Raw genomic sequence first — 24103 nt, 5'->3', positions numbered from 1 at the left:
GGCCGACGAGACGCCGGCGTTGCCAAAGTCAAGCCTTCGCCGGGAAATGCAGCGTGATGCACGTGCCGGCGCCCGGTGCCGACTCCACGGCGATAAAGCCGCCGGACTGCGCCACGAAACCGTGCACCTGGCTCAGGCCCAGGCCGGTGCCCTTGCCGACTTCCTTGGTCGTGAAGAACGGCTCGAAGATGCGGCTGCGGATCTCCGCCGTCATGCCCGGACCATCGTCCCTGACCGAGACCGCGACCCAATCGCCCTCTCGCAGGTCGCGCGAAGCGGTCGCCTCGCGGGCGGCGATTGTCCTGCGGCCGACCGCGACATCGATCATGCCCGTGCCATCGATGGCGTCCCTGGCGTTGACCGCCAGGTTCATCACCGCCGTCTCCAGCTGGGTGCGGTCAAGCACGGCGTGCGCATCGCCAGGCGCCACCCGGACCGCCAGTCCGATCGCCGGCGGTACCGCCGAGCGCAGGATCTTGTGAAGCTCGCCGATCACGACGCCGACATCGAGCTCGGCGGGCGTCAGTTCCTGGCGGCGCGAAAACGCCAGCAGCCGCGCCGTCAGCGACGCGGCCTGCTGCGTGGCCTGCATGGCGGTATCGGCCGCGGCCTGCACCTCGCGCTGCGGCGTCTCGGCGTCGAGGATTTCCTCGAGGCAGCCCATCACCACGGCGAGCGAGTTGTTGAAGTCGTGTGCCACGCCGCCAGCGAGCTGGCCGAAGGTCTCCATCTTCTGCGCCTGGCGAAGCTGCTCCTCCATTGCCTTGCGCTGGCTGATGTCGTGCGAGACCGCCAGCCCGACCCGTCGGCCGTCGAGCTCGACGATACGCACCATGGCCTCGATGTCGAAGCGCGAGCCATCCTTGCGCTGCTGCGGCACGCTGAACGGGCCGCGCTGGCGATCACGGGCGCGCTGAACCGGCACCGAGCGCTGCTCGGGCGGGTAGATGTCGGGAACGGCCATGGTCAGAAGCTCGGCGCGCGACCAGCCGTATTGCGTCACCAGCGCCTGGTTGACCTCGAGCAGGCGAAGATCGTCCAGGTCGTAGACGCACATCGCCAGCGGATTGGCCTCGAACAGCGTGCGGAAGCGACGCTCGCTGCGCAGCCTGCGCTCGTGGGCGGCGCGCAACGCCTCGGCCACCTGGTCGGTCTCGCGCAGCCCGGTGCGGGTGTCGGCCAGGGTGTCGTTGCCGGCGCTGGCGGCCGCCATGCCGTGCAGCGCGGCGATCGGACCGGATATGCCGCGCGCCACCAGGCTGGCGAGCAAGAGCCCGGCCAGAAGCAGCATGCTCGCGAAGGCGAGCGCGCGTGCCGCGGCGGCCAGGGCCGGTGCCGTGAGCTCGGTGGTGGGCACACCGATCACGACCGTCCAGCCGAAGGCCGGGCTGCGGCTGAACACGGTCAGCACCGGGATGCCCTCGCGCGAGACGCCGTCGGGCAAAATGCCCTGCCGATCACCCTGCAGGCGGGCGAGCAGGCGCGGGCCGATCTTGTGGCCGACATGCTTCTGCGCGTCGTGCGAGCGCGCGATCATCGCGTGCCGGGCGTCGTAGAGCGCCACGATCGCTCCGGCCTGCGGGCCATGGCGATGGATCAGATCGTCGAACGTGCGAGGCGCCGGGACCATCGACAGCACCGCCTGCACCGCGCCGGCATCGTCGAGCATGGGCACGTCGATCGACGTGACCAGGCGCTGCAGCGCGGCGCCGAAATAGAGCTCGGACACCGCCGGCTTGCCGCTGGCGTAGACCTTGCGGATGGTCTCGACATAGGGCCGCATCGGCAGGCTCCTGCCGGGCGCCACCGCGAGGTTCATTAGCTGCCGGCCGTCCTCCTGCAGCAGCACGACGTTGGCGCCGGGGTACTGCCGGTCCATTACGGCGGCGACGCGTGCGCGGAAGCCTTCGATGTCGCCGTTGTGCAGGCCGCTCGTGGTCGCCAGAGCCTGCAGCACGTTGATGCGCGCCTGCAGCTCCGCGTCGATGGCCTGGCTGAGGCTTTGCGCCTTCGCCAGCGCCTCTCGGCCGGTGCGCTCGACGGCGGCGCGATAGTCGAGATACTCGTCGACCAGGCTGAAGCCCAGCAGCGGCAGGACGCCGACCAGCACAAGCAGCGTCAGCCTGAGCTGCAGCGTCAGGCGCCACCCCGTCCTCGGTGCGGCGTGCGGCTGTGCAACAACGATGGAGGCATCCGCCACGGGCTGGTTCTCGTCGGTCGTCACAGCATTTCACACAAGAGGGGAATGATCAGTGAGTGTGAAATGATCCGGAATGGATGCTTCCGTCAGGCCGCGCGGCGGAACCTGTCGGCCAGCATCTCGCGGCGTTCGGGGGCATGCACGCTGCCGCCATTGCCCGACCAGCCACCTGAGCGTGCCGCATCGCGAGCCAGCGGCGTTGACTTCAGCGGTGCGCGCGGCAGGCTTGCGGCAACGAAAGCGGAGGAACGGCCGATGCCCTACGCCATGGGACGTGTGATCCATGACGCCGATGCGCACATCATGGAGACGCCGGGCTTCCTCGACGACTACCTCGACGCCCGCTTGCGCGCCATCGTCAGCGACCAGGTGCTGTTCCCGCGCCGCGAGGGATTTCATGCCACGCGCGAGAAGCGCGCCGCCGAGGTGGGCGCCGAGGCGTTCGACGAGACCCAGATCATGCTGCGCAAGAACTGGGACGCACTGGGCTCGTACCGCAAGCAGGACCGGCCGCGCTCGGTCGACCTGCTGGGTTTCGCCAGCCAGCTGATGTTCACCACGGCGCTGCTGAACTACTCCAACGTGCTGGAGGGTGGTGACGACATCGATCTGATGTACGCGGTGGCCAGCGCCCATACGCGCCACATGATCGATTTCTGTGCCGTCGATCGCCGCCTGCTGCCCACCGCCTATATCCCGCTGGCCGATTTCGCGCGCACGGCGAAGGCCGCCGGCGAGGCGCTGAAGCTCGGCGCCAAGGCGCTGATGATCCCCTCGCGCTGCCCGACGCACCACTCGCCCAGCCACATCGCCTTCGATCCGCTGTGGGCGCAGGCAGAGGAAGCCGGCATCCCGATCGTCTTCCACGTCGGCGGCGGCGGGAAGCTGATCGAGCCGGCCTACTTCAACAACGGCCTGCCGCCGGTGCCCGACTTCCATGGCGGCGACGACAATTTCAAGTCGATCGACTACATGGCGATCGGCATCCCGCCGATGCAGGCGCTGACCGCGCTGATCATCGACCGCGTGCTCGACCGCTTCCCGAGGCTGATGTTCGGCGTCATCGAGCAGGGCGCGTCGTGGGTGCCGGGCTGGATGCGCAACATGGACAGCGCGCACAACGCCTTCTTCAAGAACGAGGAGCGGCTGCAGAAGATGTCGCTGAAGCCGTCGGAGTTCGTGCAGCGCCAGGTGCGCGTCACGCCCTACCCGCACGAGGACACCGGCTGGATCGTCGCCAACAGTGGCGACTGCGTCTGCCTGTTCTCGTCCGACTACCCGCATGTCGAAGGCGGGCGCAACCCGATCAAGCGCTTCGAGGCGTCGATGGACGCGGCCGGCATCACGCCCCGCCAGCGCGACATGTTCTACCGCGACAATTTCATCGGGCTGATGGGCGAAGGCCTCGCCGAGGACCTGCGTTACCCGAAGATCGCCGCCTGATCCTCAATTGACCGTGGCCCAGAAAGCGAGCTGGGCGGCGAAATCGTTGTCGGCGGACGGGCCGTCCCAGCGCGTCAGGCCGGCGTCGCCCTGACTGAGGTCATTGCGTGCGCTGGAAACGCGGCGCAGGTGCGTGTCGGTGCGGTGCATGATGAAGAGCTGCCGTACCGGATCATGCGAGAAGAAGATCAGCCCGTCGCGCAGGCGTGGATTGGTGACCGCCAGCGAATAGTCCGTGCCGCCCTGCTTGTAGCTGACCTGGTGCGTCACGACCTTTTCGGTGAAGCCCAGCGGCTCCGGACGCGCGAAGGTCACCGTCTGCGGATCGTTGAGCGCCTCGGTGATCAGGCGCTGCAACTGCTGGTCGCTGGGCCGCGACTGCGCCCATGCCGCGGAAGAGAAGGCCAGCAGCGCCGTGGTGAGGAACGCCAGCGCCATTCGTCGCATCAACATGGTGTCCCTCCCTTCAAATTCCCTCGCCGTCAGTGCCGTGGCCTTCGGTGCGCCAGCGCAGCATGCCGCCGGCGAGGTTGGCGGTATCGTTGAAGCCGGCGGCGCGCAGGATGGTGATGGCCTGCGCCGAGCGGCTGCCGGCGCGGCACACGGCGACCACCGGCTTGTCGCGGCCGAGCTCGCCCGTGCGCGCCTTGAGCTGTCCCAGCGGGATCAGGATGGCGCCGGGGATATGGCCCAGCGGCCCGTCGAACTCCTCGGGCTCGCGCACGTCGAGCACCTGCACCTTGTCGAGATGCTCCTCCAGCACGTGGCTCTGGATCTCCCAGATGCCGCCGAAGGTGTAGCGCAGCGGCGCCCAGTCGGGATCGGCAAGCGCCTGGGCCTCGTTGTCGGGGCGGCCGCATTTGAGGTTGGCCGGCACGGCGACGTCGAGCTGCTTGGGGTGCGGCAGGTTGAGGTTGGCCATGTGGCCGGCGAAGTCGCCGATCGCCACGTCGCCGCCCAGGCGCGGATTGTAGCGGCTCTCCTCGCGCACGCTGGTGACGGTGTGGCCCTTGTAGTCGTGCGCCGGGTAGAGCAGGCAGCTGGCCGGCAGCGTGAGAATCCGATCATGCACCGAGCGGTACATCGCGCGCGCGTCGCCCTGCTGGAAATCGGTGCGGCCGCTGCCGCGGATCAGCAGGCAGTCGCCGGTGAACGCCATCGAACGATCGTCGAGCACGTAGGTCAGGCAGCCGTTGGTGTGGCCGGGCGTTGCGCGCACCTCGAGGTGCCGGCGGCCGAAGGCGACGCGATCGCCGTGCTCGAGGGCGCGGTCCGCGCCCTGGGCGCCGCTGGCCTTCGACAGGGCGATGGCGCCGCCCAGCCGGCGGCGCAGCAGCCAGGCGCCGGTGACGTGGTCGGCATGGACATGGGTCTCGAGGATCGCCGTCAGCTTGAGGTCGAGCTCGCCGATCAGCGCGGCGTCGCGGCGCGCCTGCTCGAAGACCGGGTCGATGATCAGCGCCTCGCGCGTGTCGTCGCAGCCCAGCAGGTACGTGTAGGTCGACGAGACCGGGTCGAAGAGCTGGCGGAAGACGAGCATGGATGCCACGTCAGCACCGCGCGCGCGGCCTGTCCAGTCTCACGCGAGGCTTGCGTGTGGACGCCGGACGGTGTGCGATGCGCGCCATGACCAGCAAGCTCGACGCCGTCGAAGGCCTGACCTTCGCCACCAGGGATTTCCCCCTCGAGAAGGGCGGCACGCTGCCGCTCTGCGAGGTCGCCTATGAAACGCACGGCCGGCTGAACGCCGCCGGCGACAACGCCATCCTCGTGGTGCACGGCTACACATCCAGCGGCCATGTCGCGGGCGTGCACGCCCAGGGCAAGGAGGCGCGCGGCGTGGCGCCGGGCACGGCGGGCTGGTGGGACGCGCTGATCGGGCCGGGCAAGGCGATCGACACCGATCGATTCTTCGTCGTCGGCGTCAATGCGCTGGGTTCGTGCCACGGCTCGACCGGCCCGGCCAGCCTCGACCCGCATACCGGCAAGCCCTACGGGCCGACCTTCCCCGAGGTGACGATCCGCGACATCGTGCGCTCGCAGAAGCTGCTGCTCGATTCGCTGGGCGTGCGGCACCTGGTGGCGGTATGCGGCCCCTCGATGGGCGGCTTCCAGTCCTTCCAGTGGGCGGTGAGCTATCCCGACTTCATGAAGGGCATCGTCGCGACGGTCACGGCGCCGCGAATGCGCGCGGGCACGGCCGACGCCGTCGAGCAGCTGCGCCAGCGCCTGGCGACGCATCCCAACTGGAACAACGGCTGGTACTACGAGAACGGCGGCATCGCCTCGATCCTCGAGGACATCCGCCACGAGACGCTGGTGGGTTACGGCCGGCGCGAGATCCTCGCCGCGACGATCGCCGACCCGGCCCGGCGCGAGGAGCAGATCCGCGCCGAGGCGCGCGCCTGGGCGCGGACCTATGACGGTCACTCGATGGTGGCGCTGCGCCGCGCCATCGGCAGCTTCGATATCACCGGCGACTACGCCAAGCTGAAGGCCAAGGTGCTGTACGTCATCGCGCCCAACGACAAGCTGTTCCCCGGGGCCATGTGCGTGTCCTACGCCAAGGAGCTGCGCGAAGCCGGCGTCGACCTCACCTATGTCGAGCTGGTCACCGACAAGGGCCACATGGCAAGCCACGCCGACGCCCTGCAATGGGCGCCGGCGCTCAACGCGTTCATCGAGCGGCTGGAGCGTTGAATCTTCCCTTCCCCCGGTGGGGAAGGTGAAGACTCACACCGCAATCACGTTGAACCGCGAATCGCCATCGCGCTTCACCTGGCCGACGAGGTCGACCTCCCATTCGAGGTACTGGTTCATCGCCGCCTCGACACCTTCCTTGCGGTCGTAGGGGCGGTACCAGACGTCGGTCGGCGGGTCGGCCATCCTGGTGTGGCCGTCCTCCAGCGGCAGGCCGGCGTCGCGCCACGCCCTGGTGCCGCCGGCAAGCGTCGCGACCTTCCACGGCGCCATCGCCGCGACGTCGACCGAGGCGAGTCGCGCCAGCACGCCGTCGGGCGAGACCAGCACGATGCGCTTGGCCTTGGGCGTCTCGGCCACCATCTTCGGCAGGGTCTCGGCGAGGTTGGCGCGCGTGGCGAACCAGGCGCCGGGAATGTGGGCATCGCGATATCGCAGGCTGGTGTCGAGGTCGATCACCAGCACCTCGCCGCGCTCGACCAGCGGGTTGAGCTCCTTTGGCGACATCGCCGGCGTCTTCACCGCACCGAGGCCGGGCACGCCGCGTTTCTCCGGACCGGTCTCGACCTGGTTCTTGCCCGGCCGGTGGTCGAGCACGAAAACCTTCTTCCAGCCCATCTGCAGCAGCCAGTGCGCCGTCATCGTCGCGCGCACGCCGTCATTGTCGTGCAGCACGATGGTGGCGTTGCGCACGCCGACATACTGGTCGGTCGCCTGCACCAGCTGGCCGCCGGCGGCGTGCCGCAGCCCGATCAGATGGCCAGCCTTGTATTCGGACGGATCGCGCACGTCGAAGGCGTAGAGGCAGCCTGTGCCGGCGGCCGCCTCGTCGGCCATGTCGCGCAGGGTGTTCAGGCTGATCTTCCTCACGCCGGCCTTCTCGGCCACCCTGGCCGCCGCCTCGCGCGCCCATCTGGCCGCCTCGGGACTCTGCGGCCTGAAGCTGTCGGTCTTGCCGCGCGCCACCTCCAGCCCGGCGAGATGCCAGCCCATGGTGCCGTTCTTCAGCGCGATCACCTTGTTGGGCACGCCGGCGTTGATCAGCGACTGCGCGCCGATGATCGAGCGCGTGCGGCCGGCGCAGTTCACCACCACCAGCGTCTCGGGGTTCGGCGCCATGTCCTTGACGCGATAGACCAGCTCGGCGCCGGGGCAGTCGACCCCGCCGGGGATCGACATGTTGTGGAACTCCTCGTAGGGCCGCGAATCGAGGATCACCATGTCGGTCCCCTCGTCCTGCATCCTCTTGATCTCGGCGGCATCGACGCGCGGCGTGTCGCGGTCGTGCTCGACGATCTCGCCGAAAGCCTTGCTCGGCACGTTGACACCGCCGAACACCTCGTAGCCCGCCTCGCGCCACGCCTTCAGCCCGCCATCCATCACCGCGACGTTGCTGTAGCCCAGCAGCGAGAGCTTCGACGCGGCGCGGCCGGCGCGCCCGAGCTGGCCTTCCTCACCGGTATCCATGACGACGATGCGTGCCGCGAAATTCGGCACCAGCGGCAGGATGCGCAGCTCGAGCTTCGACAAGGGCACGCAGATCGCGAACAGCGGATGGCCGTCGGTCGAGAACTGGCCTTCCTCGCGCACGTCGACGAAGCAGACCTCCTCCTCGGTGCCCATCAGCGCCTTGACCTCGGCGACGCCAATCAGCGGCGTCAGAATCTTGGGCGGTGCGGAGAACTCGGCCGCGGCCTTGGTCTCGAGCTCGACCATGACGCGGCGCGGCAGGTGCTCGAGGCTCAGCCCATAGAGATGCAGGTGCAGCGCGGGCCCGCCACCCACCGGCACCTGGATGGTGTGGAAGTCGTCGGGCAGGAACTGGATCGAGTTGCCCTTCTCGACGGTCAGCTCCGAGCCCTTGGCCAGATCGATCTGGTTGGGATCGTTGGCGCCTTCGACCGCGACGCGCTCGTAGCGCACGTTGTGCTCCTGGCCGTGCACCCCGGCGATCACCGCCCAGGTCGTGTGGTTGTGCGGCTGAACCAGCTTGCCTTCGAGCCCGGCCGAGGCGTAGAGCGCGAAGCGATGGTCGGGATCCTCGGCCAGGCGATAGATGCCGCCGTCCCTGCGCACCGGGAACTGCTCAATCGGGAACAGCTCCGTGCGCGTCGCCAGCCCGACCAACGTCTCACCGATCCTGGCCAGTCCTTCGCGCGTCACGCCCTCGGCCTCGATGGCGCGCACCGTCTCGACCGTCTCGCGCACCGCCTGCGCCCGCTCGTTCCACACCGACATGGCATCCTCCGAACACGCTATCGGCGCGCATCATAGTGTCGGCGACCCGGCCTGTCCCGTCCCGGTGCGCGACCGCGATGCCGAGCGCGCTTGCCGGTTTCGCCCGGTTCCGTTAACCAGTTGGCAACTCCTCCGGGGGGAGAGGCCTTGTCGGGAGTTCCATCGATGAAGTGCATCGTCGCGCTGCTCGGCGCGCTGGCGATTTGCGTGCCTTTTGCGGACGCGCTTGCCCAGGCGGCGGCCAAGCCAGCGGCGACCAAGCCGCCGCCGCCGGCGAAACGGGCAGCCGCGGCGGCACCCGCCGCCAAGCCCGTGGCCCGGCCGGCTCGGCCTGTCGCCCGTCCCGCTGCACGGCCGGCAACGCGACCGGCAGCACGACCCGCCGGCCGGCCGGCGTGGCGTCCCGCCGCGCGGCCGCGCCAGGCCTACGTGCCGCCGCCGCCGGTGATCGACATCGATCCGGCGGCGTCGCTGCCCTCCGATCTGCCGACCATCCTCTCGTCGTCCGACGTCGAGCGCTATCAGCGCATCATCGCGGCCCAGGCCGGCGGCAACTGGGCCGCGGCGGACACCGAGATCAAGGATCTTCGCGACAGGACTCTGCTCGGCTACATGCTGGCGCAGCGCTACCTCTCGGCCGGCTACCGGCCGACGCAGGACGAACTGGCAAGCTGGCTGCGCGAGTACAACGACCATCCCGATGCCCCCGGTGTCTATCGCCTGGCCGCCTCGCGCGGTGCCGCGGGGCTGACGCCGTCGAGCTTTGTCTCGACACCGCGCAACGGCCGCACCATCGCACCCGACACTCACACCCTGGGCGGCGGCCGGGTGCAGGCCGAGACCATCCGCGCGCGGCTGGCACGCATGATCGAGGATCGCGGCTTCGACGCCGCGCGCCGCCTGCTGGGCGCCTCGCACGGCGTGCTGTCGGCCGAGGAGGTGGCGCGCTGGCAAGGCGAGATCGCCAATCGCCAGCTGCAGGCCGGCAATGTCGACCAGCCGGTGGGCGAGATCACGGACGAACGGCCCTCGGCGACATGGGCGGCCGGAATCGCCGCCTTCCGCAAGGGCTCCTACGGCGAGGCGGCGCGGCTGTTCGAGCAGGTCGCCGACGCGCCCTCGCATCGCGCCTATTCCGCCGTGATCTCCGCCGGCGCCTTCTGGGCGGCGCGCGCCAATCTGCTGGCCGGCAACCCCGAGCGCTTCTCGCTGTGGATGAAACGGGCGGCGATCTACGACCGCACCTTCTACGGTCTGTTGGCGCTGAAGACGCTGGGCGTCGATCTGAAGCCGCTGTGGAGGCCGGTAGAGCTCGACCGCGAGCGCCGCCGCCTCCTGCTCGACAGCGCCGCCGGCAGGCGCGGCATCGCGCTCCTGCAACTGCGCGCCGTCACCAACGCCGAGACCGAGTTCTTCGCCGCCGCCGTCGACGCCGATCCGCAGATCATCGAGGCGGTGCTGGCGATCGCCGAGAAGGCGCGCCTGCCGGCGCTGGCGCTGCGCGTGGCCAACGCCTCGCGCGAGCGGCCCGAGCGCATCGCCGGGCTCGACAACGCCCTCTACCCGATCCCGCCCTACACGCCGAAGGAAGGCTTCGTCGTCGAGCCGGCGCTGGTCTACGGCTTCATGCGCCAGGAATCGGCGTTCAATCCGCGCGCCCGCTCCTATGTCGGCGCCATGGGCCTGATGCAGCTGATGCCCGGCACCGCGACGGCGGTCGTGCGCCAGTTCCTGCCCGACCGCGCCGGCACCAACCCGTACGATCCCAGCTTCAACGTCTCGATGGGCCAGCAATACATCCGCTCGCTGCTGGGCGGCGACGGCTACAGCAACGACCTGATCAAGGTCGTGGCCGCCTACAATGCCGGCCCGGGCAACGTGAACAAGTGGATGGCGGGCGACGCGGCGCACGACCCGCTGCTCTTCGCCGCGAGCATCCCTCTCAACGAGACGCGCGGCTTCGTCGAGGCGGTGATGTCGAACTACTGGCTCTACCAGTTGCGCATGGGCAAGCCGACGCCGACGCTCGACGAGCTGGCGCAACACCAGTGGCCGAGATACGAGGGCAAGTGACGATTCCCTTCCCCCGGAGGGGGAAGGTGCCCGAAGGGCGGAAGGGGGATGTCAAAGCCGGACTCCGGTGGTCGTCTTCGACATCCCCCTTCCGTCAGCGCTGCGCGCTGCCACCTTCCCCCTCCGGGGAAGGTAAGGCATCGAGGACGATAGCCATGGCGCTGAAGCTCAGCGAATACCGCATCGACCCCGAGCGCCCGCAGGGCGAGGCGCTGCGCATCGGCGCCGTGCGCTACCTGCCGCGTGGCGTGACACGGGAGGAGCGCAAGAAGTACTTCGACGTCTGGATGCCGGCGCTGTCGCCGGCGCCGGAGCTTCTGAAGGCGGTGCAGGCGGCGCCCGAGGGCAGGCACAAGGAAGCGGCCTGGAAGGCGATGCTCGCCGGCTACAAGAAGCAGATCGCGGCCGACGCCGCCGCGCGCCAGACTATTGCGCTGATCGCCGCGATCGCCGGGCGCCAGCCGGTAGAGATCGGCTGCTACTGCGACGTGCCGACCTGCCACCGTTTCACGCTCGAACGCCTGATCCGCGAGGCGGCGGGGTCGTGACCCTCTGCCCCTTGCAACAACGTAGCTCATAGGCTACACGCTTCGATGTTCGAAATCCGCCAGACGGCGATATTTCGGCGTTGGGTCGAGAAGCTGCGCGATCGCCGCGCGAAGGCGATGATCGCCGCTCGGATCGCCCGCTTCGAATCAGGCAATCCCGGCGATGTCGAGTCGGTCGGTGGCGGTGTGAGTGAGATGCGGATCCACCACGGTCCCGGCTACCGCCTCTACTTTGTACTGAAGGGAGCGACCGTCGTTATCCTCCTGTGCGGCGGCGACAAGGGCTCGCAGAAGGCCGACATCGTCTAGGCGCAGAAACTGGCAGCCGAGTTGGAGGCGTGATGGCCAAGGTCAAGACTTACGCGTTCGACCCCGCCACGCTGCTCGACAGCGAGCAGGGCGTGACTGTCTTCATGGAAGAGGCGTTGGCGACCAACGATCCCGCCTTCATCGCCCATGCGCTGGGAGTAGCCGCGCGCGCCCGCGGCATGGCGCGCGTCGCGAGGAAGGCCGGGCTTTCGCGCGAGAGCCTGTACCGCGCGCTGAGTTCCGACGGCAATCCGGAGTTCGCGACGGTGTTGCGCGTTGTCGAGGCGCTCGGTCTCAAGCTGACGGTGGCGCCGGCGGAATAGCTGCCTCGTTGTCGCCGAGCTTGATCGGGCGCGGCATCTGACGCGAGATGCCGGCCGAAGGAGATCGCCCCTCAATGACCAAGCCGTTCGCCGGAATCCGCATCCTCGATTTCACCCGCGTGCTCGCCGGCCCGTTCGGGACCTATCAGTTCGGGCTGATGGGCGCCGACGTGATCAAGATCGAGTCCAGGGACGGTGACGACATGCGCTATGGCGGCATCGCCAAGGAGTGGTCGGAGCGCGGCATGGCGCCCGGCTGGATGGCGGTCAACGCCAACAAGCGCTCGATCACCGTCGACCTCAAGAAGCCCGAGGGCGTCGCGATCGTGAAGAAGCTGGCCGAGACCGCCGACATCGTCTGGGAGAACTTCCGTCCCGGCGTGATGGACAGCCTCGGCATCGGCTACAAGGCGCTCTCGGCGATCAATCCCAGGCTGATCTATTGCGCGGTGTCGGGTTTCGGCCAGACCGGACCGGAGAGCACGGCCGCCGCCTTCGACGGCATGGTGCAGGCGATGTCCGGGCTGATGTCGATCACCGGATTCCCGGAGACCGGCCCGACGCGCGTCGGCTTCCCGGCCTGCGACGTCACCGCCGGCGCCACGGCGGCCTTCGGCGTCGCCACGGCGCTGTTCCAGCGCACGCATACCGGCCGCGGCCAGCTGGTCGACATCGCCATGCTCGATTCCATGCTGGCCTTCCTCGCGACCTCGGTCGCCGAGTACACCTTCACCGGCAAGCGCCCGCCGCAGGCCGCGAACCTGTCGGTCACGCGCAAGCCGACCGGCGACATGTTCCCAACCAAGGACGGCTACATCGTGCTCGCCGTCATGACCGACAAACAGTTCGGCAACCTGATGCGCGAGATCGGCCGGCCGGATGTCGCCGAGGATCCGGGCTTCGCCGACTGGGACAAGCGCATCGCGCGCTCGGCCGAGGTCAAGGCGATCGTCACCGAGGCCCTGGCCGCCGACACGGCGATGAACTGGGCGCAGCGCCTGCGCAAGGCCGACGCGCCCTGTGGCAAGGTCTACGCCATCGACGAGATCATGGCGCACCCGCAGCTTGGCCACCGCACCATCGTGCAGAAGGTCGAGACGCAATACGGCCCAGTGACGCTCGCCGGCAGCGGCGTGAAGCTCGAGCATGGCGGCCCCTCGGTCGAGCGCGCGCCGCCGGCGCTGGGCCAGCACACCGAGGAGGTGCTGCGCCAGGCCGGCTACGACACGGCGGAGATCGCCAGCCTGAGGGCGGCGGGCGCGGTCTGAACTGGGAGCGCCGGCTCCCAGGAAGACTTGACGCCCCACAGGCGTGAACGACACTCTGGCAGTCGAACCACGACGAGGCATCCCCCATGCCCAATCTCAACCACGCCCGCCTGCGCCGCTTCCTCGCGGACATGACCTCGCTTGTCGGCGGCGCGCAGCAGGATCGCGACGAGAAGGCCATCGTCGAGGTCGGCGGCAAGCTGCTGGGCGAGCTGGTCGCGCACGACGACTGGCTGCCGGATTCCTGCGCCACATCGAGCGCCGGCGCCTATCAGCAGCATCTGCTCTACTGCGATCCGCAGGAGCGTTTCTCGGTGGTCAGCTTCGTCTGGGGTCCGGGCGCCTTCACGCCGGTGCACGATCACCTCACCTGGGGCCTGATCGGCATGCTGCGTGGCGCCGAGGCGGAGGAGCGCTACGAACGCGATCCGGCGACCGGCTGCCTCGAGCCGGTGGCCCGCTCGATCCTGCACCCGGGCGAGATCGGCATCGTCTCGCCGACCCTGGGCGACATCCATCGCGTCAGCAACACGCTGCCCGACCGCGCTTCGATCAGCATCCATGTCTATGGCGGCAATATCGGCGCCATCCGCCGCCACAAGTTCGACCTGGCACACAATTGCGCCGAGGACTTCATCTCCGGCTACAGCGCCACGCCGCTGCCCAATATCTGGGTTCGCTCGAAGGATGCGAGCGTGTGAGCAGCGAGGCGCCGCCCGTCGTCGTCGTGCGCGAGCACGGCGTGACGCATGTCACGCTGAACCGGCCGGAACGCGGCAATGCCTTCGCGCTCGACATGGTCGAGGCGGCGCTGGCGGCGGTGCAGGCCGCCCACAGCGACGGCACGCGCCTGCTGGTGATCGCCGGCGCCGGCAAGAATTTCTGCACCGGGCTCGACATGACCGACCTCGCCACATTGAGCGACGGCGACCTGCTGTTGCGGCTGGTGCGCATCGAGACCCTGCTCGACGCGGTGTGGCGCGCGCCATGCGTCACCATGGGCGTCGGCCGCGGCCGCGTGATGGGCGCCGGCGCCGACCTATTCACCGCCTGCGACCGGCGCGTGGCGATCGAGGGGTCGAGCTACACCTTTCCCGGCGCGGTGTTCGGCGTGGCGCTGGGCACGCGCCGCCTGATGGAACGCATCGGCGCCGATCTGGCGCGCGACATGGTGCGCAGCGGCCGGGTGCTGCCGCACGACGAGGCGTTGCGCGTCGGGCTTGCGACCATCGCGGTGCCGCCAGAGGGCGTCGAGCCCGAGATCGTCGCCGCGCGACAGGCCGCGACGCGGCTCGATGCCGAGACCAACGCCACGATCCACCGCCTGGCGCGGCGCGACGATTCCGACGCCGACCTCGCCGGGCTGGTGCGCTCGGCGGCACGGCCCGGGCTGAAGGACCGCATCCTCGCGTATCGCGCGCGGACGTTGTCGGCGAAGCGCTGAGGCGCCGCAACCGACGGTTGGTTCCCTCCGCCGATATCTCAGCCTAGACTATACTCATGGTTGAGAAACTGCATCACGACGGCGATGCCATTGCTCACACACGCATCGCCGAGGAAGCCGAACAACGTACGGGCACGCTCGATCTTTCGGGCCTGGGCCTGACATCCCTGCCAGACAGCCTGTTCGACCTGCGACATCTGCGATCGCTTGACCTTGGTAGCGACCGCTTCGGTGACAGGAAGATCAGCAAGATTGCAGCAAGCCTAGAGATCTGGCGGCAATTTGAGGGGCTTGAGGCGCTTTCGATCGCCGGCTCCTACGTGCGCGATCTGGCATTCGTGGGTGGTCTGGTTGCTCTGCGATCAATCAACTGCTCGGACACGGGGATCGGCTCCCTCGAGCCGCTCTCCTGCCTGACCAGACTGGAAGCGATCGACTGCTCGTCAACGGGCGTTACTTCGCTTGAGCCGCTTGCTGGTCTGGGCACCCTGCAATCAGTCAGCTTCAAGAGCACAAAGGTCGTTTCGCTTGCCCCTCTAGCTACCCTGACTGCGCTCCAGTCGCTTGATTGCTCGAGCACCGAGGTCACGACGCTTGAGCCGCTTGCCAACCTATCCGCACTTCGCTCGCTCGATTGCTCGAGAACAGAGATCGAGTCGCTGGAGCCGCTCACCAACCTCACCGCGTTGCAGTCGCTCGATTGTTCATACACGGACGTCGCGTCGCTCGAGCCGTTACGCAACATGACCGCGCTCCAATCGCTCGACTGCTCTTGCAAGGTGACGTCGCTCGAGCCCCTTGCCCGCTTGCGCGAACTGAGGTCGTTCAGATGCTGGCGAACGAATGTCAACTCGCTCGCCCCCCTCGCCGGCAACATCAACATGCAGACACTGGACTGCGGAGATTCGCAGGTTACATCGCTTGAGCCACTCGCGGGTATGAGCGCGCTTCGTTCGCTCGACGTTGGACACACGCCCATCGCCTCGATTGACGTACTGGCCGGGATGCCCGATCTGGAGTCGCTCCATTGCGAGGAGACGCAGGTCACCTCGCTTGAGCCTCTCGCCGGCCTGAAGCGCCTGAAGTTGCTTTTCTGCTGTGACACGCCGGTCGCGTCACTCGAGCCCCTCGCTGGCCTGACCACGCTGGACCGCCTCAACTGCTCACGCACGCAGGTCGCCTCGATCGAGCCGCTTGCCCAGCTTCATGCCCTGGAAACGCTAGAGTGCGCCGAGACACAGATCACATCGCTTGAACCCCTCGCCAATCTGGCGAGGCTGGAGAGTCTCTACTGCGGGGATACGAAGGTCACGTCGCTCCAGCCACTGGCCAGCTTGACCGCTCTGCGGGTGGTCGATTTTCCAGGCACACAGGTTGCCTCGCTCGAACCGCTCACCAGCCTGACCGCCTTGACATGGGTCGACTGCTCGCGCACCCGGGTGGCGTCGCTTGAACCATTGGCCGGTTTGACTGCCTTGGAACACCTCGAATGTGCACATACGCAGGTCACATCCCTCGAGCCGCTTGCTGGCCACACCGCACTCAAGTCGCTCGACTGTTCCGGCACCGAGATCACGTCGCTCAAGCCGCTGGCTGGACTGACCGCCCTGTGGGACCTCGACTGCCGCGACACGCCGATTAAGTCGACCCAGCCCGTCGAGGACCTACCCAAACTGTTCTTTCTGAAGTCCGGCGCATCCAACGATCATCGCTTCAACGTCGCTCCGCGACACCGGCGCAGGCCCAAGGCGTCGGCGACAGAACGTGAATCACCCGGTCACGCTGTTGCCCTCGTACGCATTGCCGAGGAGGCCGAGCGGCGCACCGGCGCACTCGACCTCTCGGGCCTGGGCCTTACATCCCTGCCGCCCAGCCTGTTCGACCTGCGTCATCTCAAATCGCTGGATCTTGGTAACGGTCGGAAGGGTCGTTACTGGTTGCGGCCATCGAAGGTGGGCCCCTCCAATGGCATCGCCCGGGGTCTGGCGGCTCTGTCGCAGCTTGCCGACCTGGAGGAGCTATCGATCGAGTGCTCGGACGCTCGCGACCTCGACTTCGTGCGCGGCCTGCCGGCGCTGCGGTCCCTGGATTGCAGCGGCACCGGCATCTCGACGCTAGCGCCGCTCGCGGAGCTGACCGCCCTGGAAGAGCTCAACTGTTTCGAGACGAGGGTAAGCACCCTCAAGCCCCTCGCCAAGCTGACCAAGCTGCGAGCCCTCTACTGTCATTATACGAGGATCTCGTCTCTTCTTCCCATCGCCAGGTTGCCCGCGTTGCGGGAACTCGACTGCTCGAACACCAAGGTGACCTCGCTGGCCCCGCTCGCCGGCCTGACCACACTTCGGCGACTGCACTGCGCGTACATGAAGGTCGCGTCCTTCGAACCACTCGCCGGACTGACGGCTTTGCAGGAACTCGACTGCTCGGGCACCGAGGGCGCGTCGCTCGAACCGCTCGGCGGATTGACTGCGCTGCGCGAACTCCACTGCACAGAAATGGAGGGCTTGTCGTTCGAGCCGCTCGCCCGGCTGACGGGGCTTCAGAACCTCGACCTCGCCATGAACAAGATCGAGTCCCTCGCCCCAATCAGCGGGCTGACGGCCTTGCGGCGACTTCGCTGCTCGGACACGGAGATCTCATCCCTGGATCCGATCTCGAACCTGGTCGCGTTGGAAGAGATTGACATAACCCAATCCTACGTCGAGTCCCTCGATCCCCTCGCCGGCCTGACCGCGTTGCGCGTGCTCGACTGCAGAGGCATCAATGCCACGTCCCTCGATGCTCTTGCCGGACTTACCGCGTTGGAGGAACTGAGGTGCGCGGACAACCCATTCAAGTCGATCGCTCCGCTCGCCCGTCTCACCGCGCTGCGTGAGCTCGACTGTTCAGCCTCGAAGGTGGCGTCCCTCGAAGCTCTCGCCGGGCTGACGGCGCTGCAAAAGCTCTGGTGCTTTTCCACTTCCGTGTCGTCGCTTGCTCCCCTTGCCGGGCTGACTGCGTTGCGAGAACTCCAGTGCAGCGGCAGCCCCATCGCGACCCTTGAGCCTCTCGCCGGGCTGACGGCGCTGAGAAAACTCGACTGCGCAAGCACCGAGGTCACCACACTCGATCCGATCGCCCACCTGATCGCATTGGAAGAGCTCGATGTCTCCGCTACGGCCATCACGTCGCTCGAGCCGCTTGCCAAGCTGACCGGGCTGCAGGTGCTGGACTGCAGCTTCACGTCGATTGCGTCACTCGCACCTCTGGCGAACTTTCCCAAGCTGCGCAAGCTCAAGTGTTCGCGAACGAAAATCACCTCGCTTGCGCCGCTCGCGTCGGTAGGGACGTTGGAGGCGCTCGAGTGCGACGAGACAGCGATCACATCACTCGACGCGATCGCCGGGCCGAATGCGCTCGTGTCAGTCGGCTGCTCGAGGTGCACTCTCGAGGGCATACCGCTGGATCTGCTGCGCAAGCCGACGCTGAAGGAGGTGGTCCTCGCCGACTCGACGGTCGCCGGCGTGCCCAGGGATCTCCCGACCGTCGGCTGGAACAAGAACTGCCTCGGCAGCTTGCGCGACTTCTATGGAATAGCCGGTGTTGGTCTATAACGACAATCTCGCCCGCGTGGAGCGCGTCATGACCAACCCCGCCGACCGCATCGACCAGTCCAGGCCGTTCAAGCCTGTGAACATCGCCATCCTAACCGTCTCGGACACGCGCACCCTGGAAACGGACACGTCGGGCCAGACGCTGGTCGACCGGCTGACCGCCGCCGGCCACACCCTGGCCGACCGCGCGATCGTCACCGACGACGTCGACAAAATTCGTGCGGTCGTCGGCCGCTGGATCAACGATGCCGCAATCGAGGCGGTGATCACCACCGGCGGCACGGGCGTCACCGGCCGCGACGTGACGCCGGAGGCGCTGGAGGGGCTGTTCGAGAAGAAGATCGAGGGTTTCGGCGAGACCTTCCGCTGGGTCAGCTTCCAGAAGATCGGCACGTCGACCATGCAGAGCCGCGCCACCGCCGGCGTCGCCAACGGCACCTACATCTTCGCCCTGCCCGGCTCGACCGGTGCCTGCCGCGACGGCTGGGACGAGATCCTGAAATGGCAGCTCGACATCCGCTTCCGGCCCTGCAACTTCGCCGAGCTGATGCCGCGGCTGAACGAGGGCAAGATCCCGCGCAGCGGCTGAACGCAGGACTGTCGGCGCTCCCGGGAACCTCTCCATGAGCCTCGCCCCGCTCCTCGCCGCGCTGCGCGCGCGGCCGCCTTTCGCGCAGCTCTCGATCGACGACCTTGTTCCGCTTGCCGCGACCGGCACGGCGCACGGCCATGTGCGCATCGTGCCGCCCATCGACGGTCGTCGCCTGCTGGCGCGCATCGCCTACGCCCATCCCGGCGATGCCGGCGCGAGCGCGCGGCTGCATCGGCAGGCGGCGGCGTTCCGGCATGTCGAGCAGGCCGACGTCACGCCGCGACTCGTCGAGCTGATCGAGCCGGCCGACGGCCTGCCCGGCGGCGTGCTGATCGTCGATGCCATCGACGGTCGACCGCCGCACCTGCCGCACGAGATGGCGCTGATCGCCGACACGCTGGCGGCCTTGCACGCCCTGCCGCTGCCGGCGAATGACTCGGTATTGCCGCGCCTGGACAATCCGTTCCGCGCCACCATGGAGGTGATCGAAGATCACGCCGCCCGCTTCCTCGACCACGCCGTGCCCGAGCCCCGCGCCCGCGCCGGGCTCGCCGAGGAACTGCACGCGCTGCGCGCCATGGCGCTGACGCTCGGCCGGCGGCCGCAGCCCATGGCCCTGGCGCTGGGCGACACCCATCCCGGCAATTTCCTCGTCGACGACGCCGGCAAGGCCTGGTTCGTCGACCTGGAGAAGGTCCATGGCGGTTCCGCCGCGATCGACCTCGCCCATGCCAGCCTGCCGACCTCGACGCTGTGGACGGAGGCGGCCGAGCAGGTCTTGAGCATCGACGAGCTGCGGGTTTTCCACAGGCGTTATCTGGAGCGCATCGGCGGAGGGCCGGCGTCGGCCCTGCGGCCTTGGCTGCTGCCCATGCGCCGCCTGACCTGGCTGCGCACCATGGTCTTTTTCTGCCGCTGGCGGGTGCAGACCCGGGCGCCGCGCGATCCGGCCGATCCCGGGCAGTGGAGCGCATCGGGCATGGCGCCGGCCATGCTGGCGCACATCGATCGGCGTATCGACGATTGCTTCAAAGCGGACTCGATACACGCCATGCGGGCAGAATGGCGGGATGATCTTCTTCAGTGATATCTGTATGATGGCCGGTATTGTTGGATACAGAGACGATTGCCCGATGGATTGGGACGCGATCCGCAGCCGAATCATGGTGTTCCTGCTGGCCGACACCCTGGGTTTCGTCCTGTTCTGGGTCAATCGCGCCTTCGGCGTGCCGCGCGGCCACTTCGAGGAAATCCTGCTGCTGACCCTGGGCGTGGCCAACGGCATCATCATCTTCGCCGCGATCGCCGCCGTGATCCTGCTGATTCCGGTCGCGATCACCCGCACCGTTCAGGCCTGGCTCGGCTGAGGCCGGCTGCCGATTTGTTCTTGTTATGTTCCTAGTCCGGGTCTAGCTTTCCGGGCATGGCCCGGCCGCTCAAAGTCCCCGCTTCGATCGACGCGCTGGACGCGCGCGCCCGCAAGGGGCGCGGCGCGATCAGCAATCCGCCGGTGCGCTACGATTCGCAGAGCACGGTGGCGGTCGACGACGGCTGGGGCTCGGCCGACGAGCGCGATCCGCTCAAGGTCAACCCGCATCCCGACGACGATGAGCCGCCGCGGCTTGCGACCACGCTGACGCGCGATGCGTCGCGCACGGTGATCGCGCGCAACACTTCGCCCGACGTGCCGTTCGACCGCTCGATCAACCCCTATCGCGGCTGCGAGCATGGCTGCGTCTATTGCTTCGCACGGCCTACCCACGCATATCTCGGCCTGTCGCCCGGCCTCGACTTCGAGACCAAGCTGCTGTTCAAGCCCGACGCGCCCGAGCTGCTGCGTCAGGAGCTGGCCCGGCGTTCCTATCGCTGCGACGTCATCGCGATGGGCACCAACACCGATCCCTACCAGCCGGTCGAGCGCGATCTGAAATTGATGCGCCGCATCCTGCAGGTGCTGGCCGAGTTCAACCACCCGGTGGGCATCGTCACCAAGAACGCGCTGGTGACGCGCGACATCGACATCCTGGCGCCGATGGCCAGGAGGAACCTGGTGCAGGTCTTCCTGTCGGTGACGACGCTCGACCGCCACCTCGCCAACATCATGGAGCCGCGCGCCTCGACGCCGACCCGGCGCGTCGCCGCCATCCGCGCGCTCAACCAGGCCGGCGTGCCGTGCGGCGTGATGGCGGCACCGATGATCCCGGCGATCAACGATCACGAGATGGAGGCGATCCTCGAGGCGGCGCACCAGGCGGGCGCCCAGCGCGCCGGCTACACCGTGCTGCGCCTGCCCCTGGAGATCGCCCAGCTCTTCGAGGAATGGCTGCGCGAGCATTTTCCCGACCGCGCCGAGCGCGTGCTGTCGCTGGTCAGGCAGATGCGCGGCGGCAAGATCTACGATTCCGAGTGGGGCCAGCGCATGACCGGCACCGGCACCCTGGCGCAGCTGATCCGCCAGCGCTTCGACCTGGCGGCGAAGAAGTTCGGGTTCAACAAGTTCCGTTACCAGCTCGACACCACGCAGTTCCGGGTCCCGGAGTCGATGAGCGGCAAGGACACGCGGCAGATGTCGCTGTTCTGATCGTCGCGCAGCAACAAGTATCGCCGTTGTTGCGCTGCCCTATCGACTGGTGTCGCGATACCGTGCGCCGTGAGAGTCACCGCGGAGAGCAGGCAATGGTTCAGGGCAGCATGCCGGTCGACATCGGCGATTGGCGGCCGGCGCCCTTCGCGCTGGGCGGCGGCACGGTGTTCGCCGTCGGCGACGTGCATGGCTGCGCCGATGAGCTCGCAGCGCTGCTGGCGGTCATCGCCGACGAGGCGGCCGGCGCGCCGGGGCCGAGACGTCTCGTCTATCTCGGCGACCTGATCGATCGCGGGCCGCGCAATCTGGAGGTGTTGCGCCTGTGGAACGAGGACGAGCGCGCCCGCGGCGTCGATCGCATCGACCGGCTGATGGGCAACCACGAGCAGATGATGCTGCTGGCGGTCGGCGACGGTCCGCACGCGAACAAGGCGCGGGCGATGTGGCTGGGCGAGCGCATGGGCGGCGGCAAGGTGCTCGAGGAACTGCGTGCCCAGGCGGGCATACCCGAGGCCGCGCTGGACGGGACGCTGCTCGAGGCGGGGCTGGGCGCCGGTGTCCTGGAGCGCCTGACGGCGAGCCGCTCGCACGTGCGAGTCGGCAACGCCGTCTTCGTCCATGGCGGGCTCGATCCGCGCGTCGATGTCGCGGAATTCCTGGCGCGGCCCTGGAGCGCCTTCATCGGCGCCACTTGGGCCTGGATCATGGAGGGCTTCCTGGACTGGCAGGGCGGCTTCGGCGGCACGCTTGTGGTGCATGGCCACACACCGCCGCCGCGGCACCGCGAGCTCACCGGCCAGGATGACCCGCATCTCTTCCAGCACGATCGGCTGGGTCTCGACGGCGGCAGCGCGCGCAGCGGCATCGTCACCGCGGCACGGATCGAGGATGGCCGCTACCGCATCCTGCGTGCCGGCCGGCCGCGGCCGGGCTCAGCCTGATTGCACTAGGCGCCGGTCAGCGTCAGGACGGCACCGGCCACCAGACCGGTGACGAAGCTGCCGATCACCGCAAAGCTGAGAATCTTGAGACCCTTGATCATACATGCATTGTATCACAATGGCACCAGAGATGCTCGTAGGGACTGATCCAGAATGGACCCCAAGGAATGCCGAAGGACACGTATTAGATGCATAGGATATAGTCCATACAATCTCTATGATATGCGATATGAAGACCCTTGCCGGCCTGCTCACCACTTGCACCCTGCTCCTCCTCGACATCGGCGCCGCCATCGCGCAAAGCGCGCTTGAACGTGCGCGGCGGGACGAGATCGTCTCGATGTCCGACAGCGATCCCGCGATGGCGGCCGCCTTCGCCAAGGCGCGTGCCGGGCTGGACGGCTTTCTCGCGCTGCTCGACAAGCCGCCGCCGGACACGCGGCTCTACGCCGTCAAGCTGCTCGTGCGCGACGGCGAGAAGGGCGAGTATTTCTGGGTCACCGACCTCGCGCGCAGCGGCGATCGCTTCACCGGCCAGATCAACAACACGCCGCGCTCGGTCACGACGGTGCGCGAGGGCCAGGTCATGACCTTCGGCCGCGAGGAAATCCGCGACTGGATGTATGTCGACGACCGTCGGCGGCGCATGGTCGGCAATTTCACCCTCTGCGCCCTGCTCACCCGGGAGTCGCGCAAGAACGCCGAGGAGATGAAGCGCGCGACCGGGCTGGTCTGCGACTGACCTCGACGGCTCTAGCGCGCGCCGATCTCGCGCAGCGCGGCGTCGCGCATGTCGTTGAAGGCGCCGTACAGCGCGAAAGACTGCCTTTCGGGATACGCGAAGGTCGGGGCCTTGATATCGAGCCGCAGCACGATGCCGTGCTGCATTTGCGCCAGCAGGGGCTGCGCGCGAACAACGCAGATCCGGCCCGGGCAGCGCATCGTCATGGGCTCATTGTCGTCGACCTGGATGCGCACGCTGGAGGGCTGGGCCCGCAGCGCCAGCGTGAAGCGGTCACCGGGCACTCTGTAACTGAACGTCCCCCTGACCGTGTTCTCGCGATAGCGGCCGATATAGCTGACGTCGAGCTCGACACTGCAGCTCTTGCGGTCCTTGCTGCAGCGCAGGTACCAGCCCTCCCGGGTGGTCGCCTTGGCGTCGAGCGGGGCGGCGCGCTTGTAGACCGGCGTGTGGAAGTCCGGGACATGGAGCTTGCCAGGATCCGTGCACCCGGCGAGTGCCGACGCAACAACCGCCAACGCCAACAACCTCGCCATGTCCCCGTTCCCCAACAATTCTTGGGTAGCACGATACATCGGCTGGCGATGCTCGGACAGGGCGCGTGCAGCAACTGCCTGGCCCCCCTTGTCGGGCGAACCCGGCCGGACCTGCGGCGTGACGTCGAGGAGACGTTAGGCGGCGTGCGCCCGGACGGGGCCGGCGACGTGCTGCAGCAGGGTGCGCAGCGGGAAGGGCTTGAGCAGCACCTCGGCCTGACCGTTGACCAGTAGCGAGGTGATCTGCGGATCGTCGAGGAAGCCGGTGATCAGGATGATGCGCGGCGGTGGCGAGAGGTTGGCGATGATCTCGTGCGCCAGCTGCAGGCCGGTGCCGTCCGGCAGGCGGATGTCGGTGATCACCAGCTCGAAGGACCGGGTGCCGGTCGACAGGATCCGGCGCGCCTCGGCCAGGCTGCCGGCCGTGCTGACGTCGTGCTTGTAGCGGCGCAACGTCTCACTGATCGATTCCCTGATATTGGGATCGTCATCAACGAGCAGGATCGTCTGCGCGCGCCGTTCCATGCAATCACCTGCAGTATCGGCCAAGCAATATTGGCGGCTCCATC

At 68.0% G+C, this 24103-nt stretch carries 22 protein-coding genes; 16 read left to right on the top strand and 6 right to left on the bottom strand.

Annotated elements, in window-relative coordinates:
- Positions 1-28 precede the first annotated feature (28 nt).
- Positions 29-2200 (bottom strand): PAS domain S-box protein, encoded by a 2172-nt coding sequence (locus KF889_03390; GenBank protein ID MBX3498461.1) that lies wholly within the window; start codon positions 2198-2200, stop codon positions 29-31.
- Positions 2201-2455: 255 nt separating this feature from the next.
- On the opposite strand from KF889_03390, the gene KF889_03385 reads away from it, so the two are divergent.
- Complete coding sequence (locus KF889_03385; protein ID MBX3498460.1) at positions 2456-3643, top strand: amidohydrolase family protein; 1188 nt, start codon at positions 2456-2458, stop codon at positions 3641-3643.
- A gap of 3 nt (positions 3644-3646) precedes the next feature.
- On the opposite strand, the gene KF889_03380 is transcribed toward KF889_03385, so the two are convergent.
- Together KF889_03380 and KF889_03375 are read right to left on the bottom strand one after the other, a co-directional pair.
- A complete protein-coding gene (locus tag KF889_03380) occupies positions 3647-4096 on the bottom strand; it encodes a hypothetical protein (GenBank protein ID MBX3498459.1) in 450 nt (149 codons plus the stop codon).
- A gap of 13 nt (positions 4097-4109) precedes the next feature.
- Entirely contained in the window at positions 4110-5183 is a 1074-nt protein-coding gene (locus tag KF889_03375; protein ID MBX3498458.1) for an MBL fold metallo-hydrolase, read from the bottom strand.
- An 86-nt stretch (positions 5184-5269) separates the two neighbouring features.
- On the opposite strand from KF889_03375, the gene KF889_03370 reads away from it, so the two are divergent.
- Positions 5270-6343 (top strand): alpha/beta fold hydrolase, encoded by a 1074-nt coding sequence (locus KF889_03370; GenBank protein ID MBX3498457.1) that lies wholly within the window; start codon positions 5270-5272, stop codon positions 6341-6343.
- Positions 6344-6376: 33 nt separating this feature from the next.
- Here KF889_03370 and KF889_03365 read toward each other — a convergent pair whose 3' ends face one another.
- On the bottom strand, positions 6377-8581 hold the full coding sequence (locus KF889_03365) for a sulfurtransferase (protein ID MBX3498456.1): 2205 nt from the start codon (positions 8579-8581) through the stop codon (positions 6377-6379).
- 165 nt (positions 8582-8746) lie between these two features.
- Between KF889_03365 and KF889_03360 the strand changes: the two genes are divergently transcribed.
- From KF889_03360 to KF889_03295, 14 genes are all read left to right on the top strand, one after another.
- Entirely contained in the window at positions 8747-10654 is a 1908-nt protein-coding gene (locus KF889_03360) for a lytic transglycosylase domain-containing protein (GenBank protein ID MBX3498455.1), read from the top strand.
- Positions 10655-10809: 155 nt separating this feature from the next.
- Positions 10810-11202: a DUF488 family protein gene (locus tag KF889_03355; protein MBX3498454.1), complete on the top strand. Its 393-nt coding sequence runs from the start codon at positions 10810-10812 to the stop codon at positions 11200-11202.
- A gap of 45 nt (positions 11203-11247) precedes the next feature.
- The gene (locus KF889_03350) at positions 11248-11511 is read left to right on the top strand and encodes a type II toxin-antitoxin system RelE/ParE family toxin (GenBank protein MBX3498453.1); all 264 of its coding nucleotides are present in this window, start codon (positions 11248-11250) and stop codon (positions 11509-11511) included.
- Positions 11512-11543: 32 nt separating this feature from the next.
- Positions 11544-11834 carry a putative addiction module antidote protein gene (locus tag KF889_03345; protein MBX3498452.1) on the top strand — a complete coding sequence of 97 codons (291 nt, stop codon included), beginning with the start codon at positions 11544-11546 and terminating at the stop codon, positions 11832-11834.
- A 74-nt stretch (positions 11835-11908) separates the two neighbouring features.
- Positions 11909-13102, top strand: coding sequence for a CoA transferase (locus KF889_03340; protein ID MBX3498451.1), 1194 nt, complete (start codon positions 11909-11911; stop codon positions 13100-13102).
- An 86-nt stretch (positions 13103-13188) separates the two neighbouring features.
- Positions 13189-13803, top strand: coding sequence for a cysteine dioxygenase (locus KF889_03335; GenBank protein MBX3498450.1), 615 nt, complete (start codon positions 13189-13191; stop codon positions 13801-13803).
- Between the two features lie 41 nt (positions 13804-13844).
- Complete coding sequence (locus KF889_03330) at positions 13845-14546, top strand: enoyl-CoA hydratase/isomerase family protein (GenBank protein MBX3498449.1); 702 nt, start codon at positions 13845-13847, stop codon at positions 14544-14546.
- 56 nt (positions 14547-14602) lie between these two features.
- Positions 14603-18139, top strand: a complete 3537-nt coding sequence (locus KF889_03325; protein MBX3498448.1) for a leucine-rich repeat domain-containing protein — start codon at positions 14603-14605, stop codon at positions 18137-18139.
- A gap of 28 nt (positions 18140-18167) precedes the next feature.
- Positions 18168-18728 (top strand): molybdenum cofactor biosynthesis protein B, encoded by a 561-nt coding sequence (gene moaB / locus KF889_03320; GenBank protein MBX3498447.1) that lies wholly within the window; start codon positions 18168-18170, stop codon positions 18726-18728.
- Positions 18729-18762: 34 nt separating this feature from the next.
- On the top strand, positions 18763-19818 hold the full coding sequence (locus tag KF889_03315) for an aminoglycoside phosphotransferase family protein (GenBank protein ID MBX3498446.1): 1056 nt from the start codon (positions 18763-18765) through the stop codon (positions 19816-19818).
- Between the two features lie 46 nt (positions 19819-19864).
- Positions 19865-20098: a hypothetical protein gene (locus tag KF889_03310; GenBank protein MBX3498445.1), complete on the top strand. Its 234-nt coding sequence runs from the start codon at positions 19865-19867 to the stop codon at positions 20096-20098.
- 56 nt (positions 20099-20154) lie between these two features.
- Positions 20155-21312, top strand: a complete 1158-nt coding sequence (locus tag KF889_03305; protein ID MBX3498444.1) for a PA0069 family radical SAM protein — start codon at positions 20155-20157, stop codon at positions 21310-21312.
- Positions 21313-21407: 95 nt separating this feature from the next.
- Complete coding sequence (locus KF889_03300; GenBank protein ID MBX3498443.1) at positions 21408-22256, top strand: serine/threonine protein phosphatase; 849 nt, start codon at positions 21408-21410, stop codon at positions 22254-22256.
- Between the two features lie 229 nt (positions 22257-22485).
- Positions 22486-22998, top strand: coding sequence for a DUF2314 domain-containing protein (locus tag KF889_03295; protein ID MBX3498442.1), 513 nt, complete (start codon positions 22486-22488; stop codon positions 22996-22998).
- 11 nt (positions 22999-23009) lie between these two features.
- Here KF889_03295 and KF889_03290 read toward each other — a convergent pair whose 3' ends face one another.
- Positions 23010-23534 carry a hypothetical protein gene (locus KF889_03290; GenBank protein MBX3498441.1) on the bottom strand — a complete coding sequence of 175 codons (525 nt, stop codon included), beginning with the start codon at positions 23532-23534 and terminating at the stop codon, positions 23010-23012.
- Positions 23535-23669: 135 nt separating this feature from the next.
- On the bottom strand, positions 23670-24059 hold the full coding sequence (locus KF889_03285; GenBank protein MBX3498440.1) for a response regulator: 390 nt from the start codon (positions 24057-24059) through the stop codon (positions 23670-23672).
- Between the last annotated feature and the right edge of the window lie 44 nt (positions 24060-24103).

It is taken from the genome of Alphaproteobacteria bacterium, from assembly GCA_019635875.1.
Taxonomy (GTDB): domain Bacteria; phylum Pseudomonadota; class Alphaproteobacteria; order Reyranellales; family Reyranellaceae; genus JAFAZJ01.
This window is presented reverse-complemented; position numbering and strand designations above follow the sequence as displayed.

Bases quoted from the DNA above. Each gene is read 5' to 3' on its own strand.
- KF889_03365 (MBX3498456.1), bottom strand. From the start codon at position 8,581: ATGTCGGTGTGGAACGAGCGGGCGCAGGCGGTGCGCGAGACGGTCGAG.
- KF889_03350 (MBX3498453.1), top strand. From the start codon at position 11,248: ATGTTCGAAATCCGCCAGACGGCGATATTTCGGCGTTGGGTCGAGAAG.
- KF889_03355 (MBX3498454.1), top strand. From the start codon at position 10,810: ATGGCGCTGAAGCTCAGCGAATACCGCATCGACCCCGAGCGCCCGCAG.
- moaB (MBX3498447.1), top strand. From the start codon at position 18,168: ATGACCAACCCCGCCGACCGCATCGACCAGTCCAGGCCGTTCAAGCCT.
- KF889_03340 (MBX3498451.1), top strand. From the start codon at position 11,909: ATGACCAAGCCGTTCGCCGGAATCCGCATCCTCGATTTCACCCGCGTG.
- KF889_03345 (MBX3498452.1), top strand. From the start codon at position 11,544: ATGGCCAAGGTCAAGACTTACGCGTTCGACCCCGCCACGCTGCTCGAC.
- KF889_03285 (MBX3498440.1), bottom strand. From the start codon at position 24,059: ATGGAACGGCGCGCGCAGACGATCCTGCTCGTTGATGACGATCCCAAT.
- KF889_03380 (MBX3498459.1), bottom strand. From the start codon at position 4,096: ATGTTGATGCGACGAATGGCGCTGGCGTTCCTCACCACGGCGCTGCTG.
- KF889_03315 (MBX3498446.1), top strand. From the start codon at position 18,763: ATGAGCCTCGCCCCGCTCCTCGCCGCGCTGCGCGCGCGGCCGCCTTTC.
- KF889_03295 (MBX3498442.1), top strand. From the start codon at position 22,486: ATGAAGACCCTTGCCGGCCTGCTCACCACTTGCACCCTGCTCCTCCTC.
- KF889_03290 (MBX3498441.1), bottom strand. From the start codon at position 23,534: ATGGCGAGGTTGTTGGCGTTGGCGGTTGTTGCGTCGGCACTCGCCGGG.
- KF889_03375 (MBX3498458.1), bottom strand. From the start codon at position 5,183: ATGCTCGTCTTCCGCCAGCTCTTCGACCCGGTCTCGTCGACCTACACG.
- KF889_03360 (MBX3498455.1), top strand. From the start codon at position 8,747: ATGAAGTGCATCGTCGCGCTGCTCGGCGCGCTGGCGATTTGCGTGCCT.
- KF889_03335 (MBX3498450.1), top strand. From the start codon at position 13,189: ATGCCCAATCTCAACCACGCCCGCCTGCGCCGCTTCCTCGCGGACATG.
- KF889_03385 (MBX3498460.1), top strand. From the start codon at position 2,456: ATGCCCTACGCCATGGGACGTGTGATCCATGACGCCGATGCGCACATC.
- KF889_03370 (MBX3498457.1), top strand. From the start codon at position 5,270: ATGACCAGCAAGCTCGACGCCGTCGAAGGCCTGACCTTCGCCACCAGG.
- KF889_03325 (MBX3498448.1), top strand. From the start codon at position 14,603: ATGGTTGAGAAACTGCATCACGACGGCGATGCCATTGCTCACACACGC.
- KF889_03310 (MBX3498445.1), top strand. From the start codon at position 19,865: ATGGATTGGGACGCGATCCGCAGCCGAATCATGGTGTTCCTGCTGGCC.
- KF889_03305 (MBX3498444.1), top strand. From the start codon at position 20,155: ATGGCCCGGCCGCTCAAAGTCCCCGCTTCGATCGACGCGCTGGACGCG.
- KF889_03300 (MBX3498443.1), top strand. From the start codon at position 21,408: ATGGTTCAGGGCAGCATGCCGGTCGACATCGGCGATTGGCGGCCGGCG.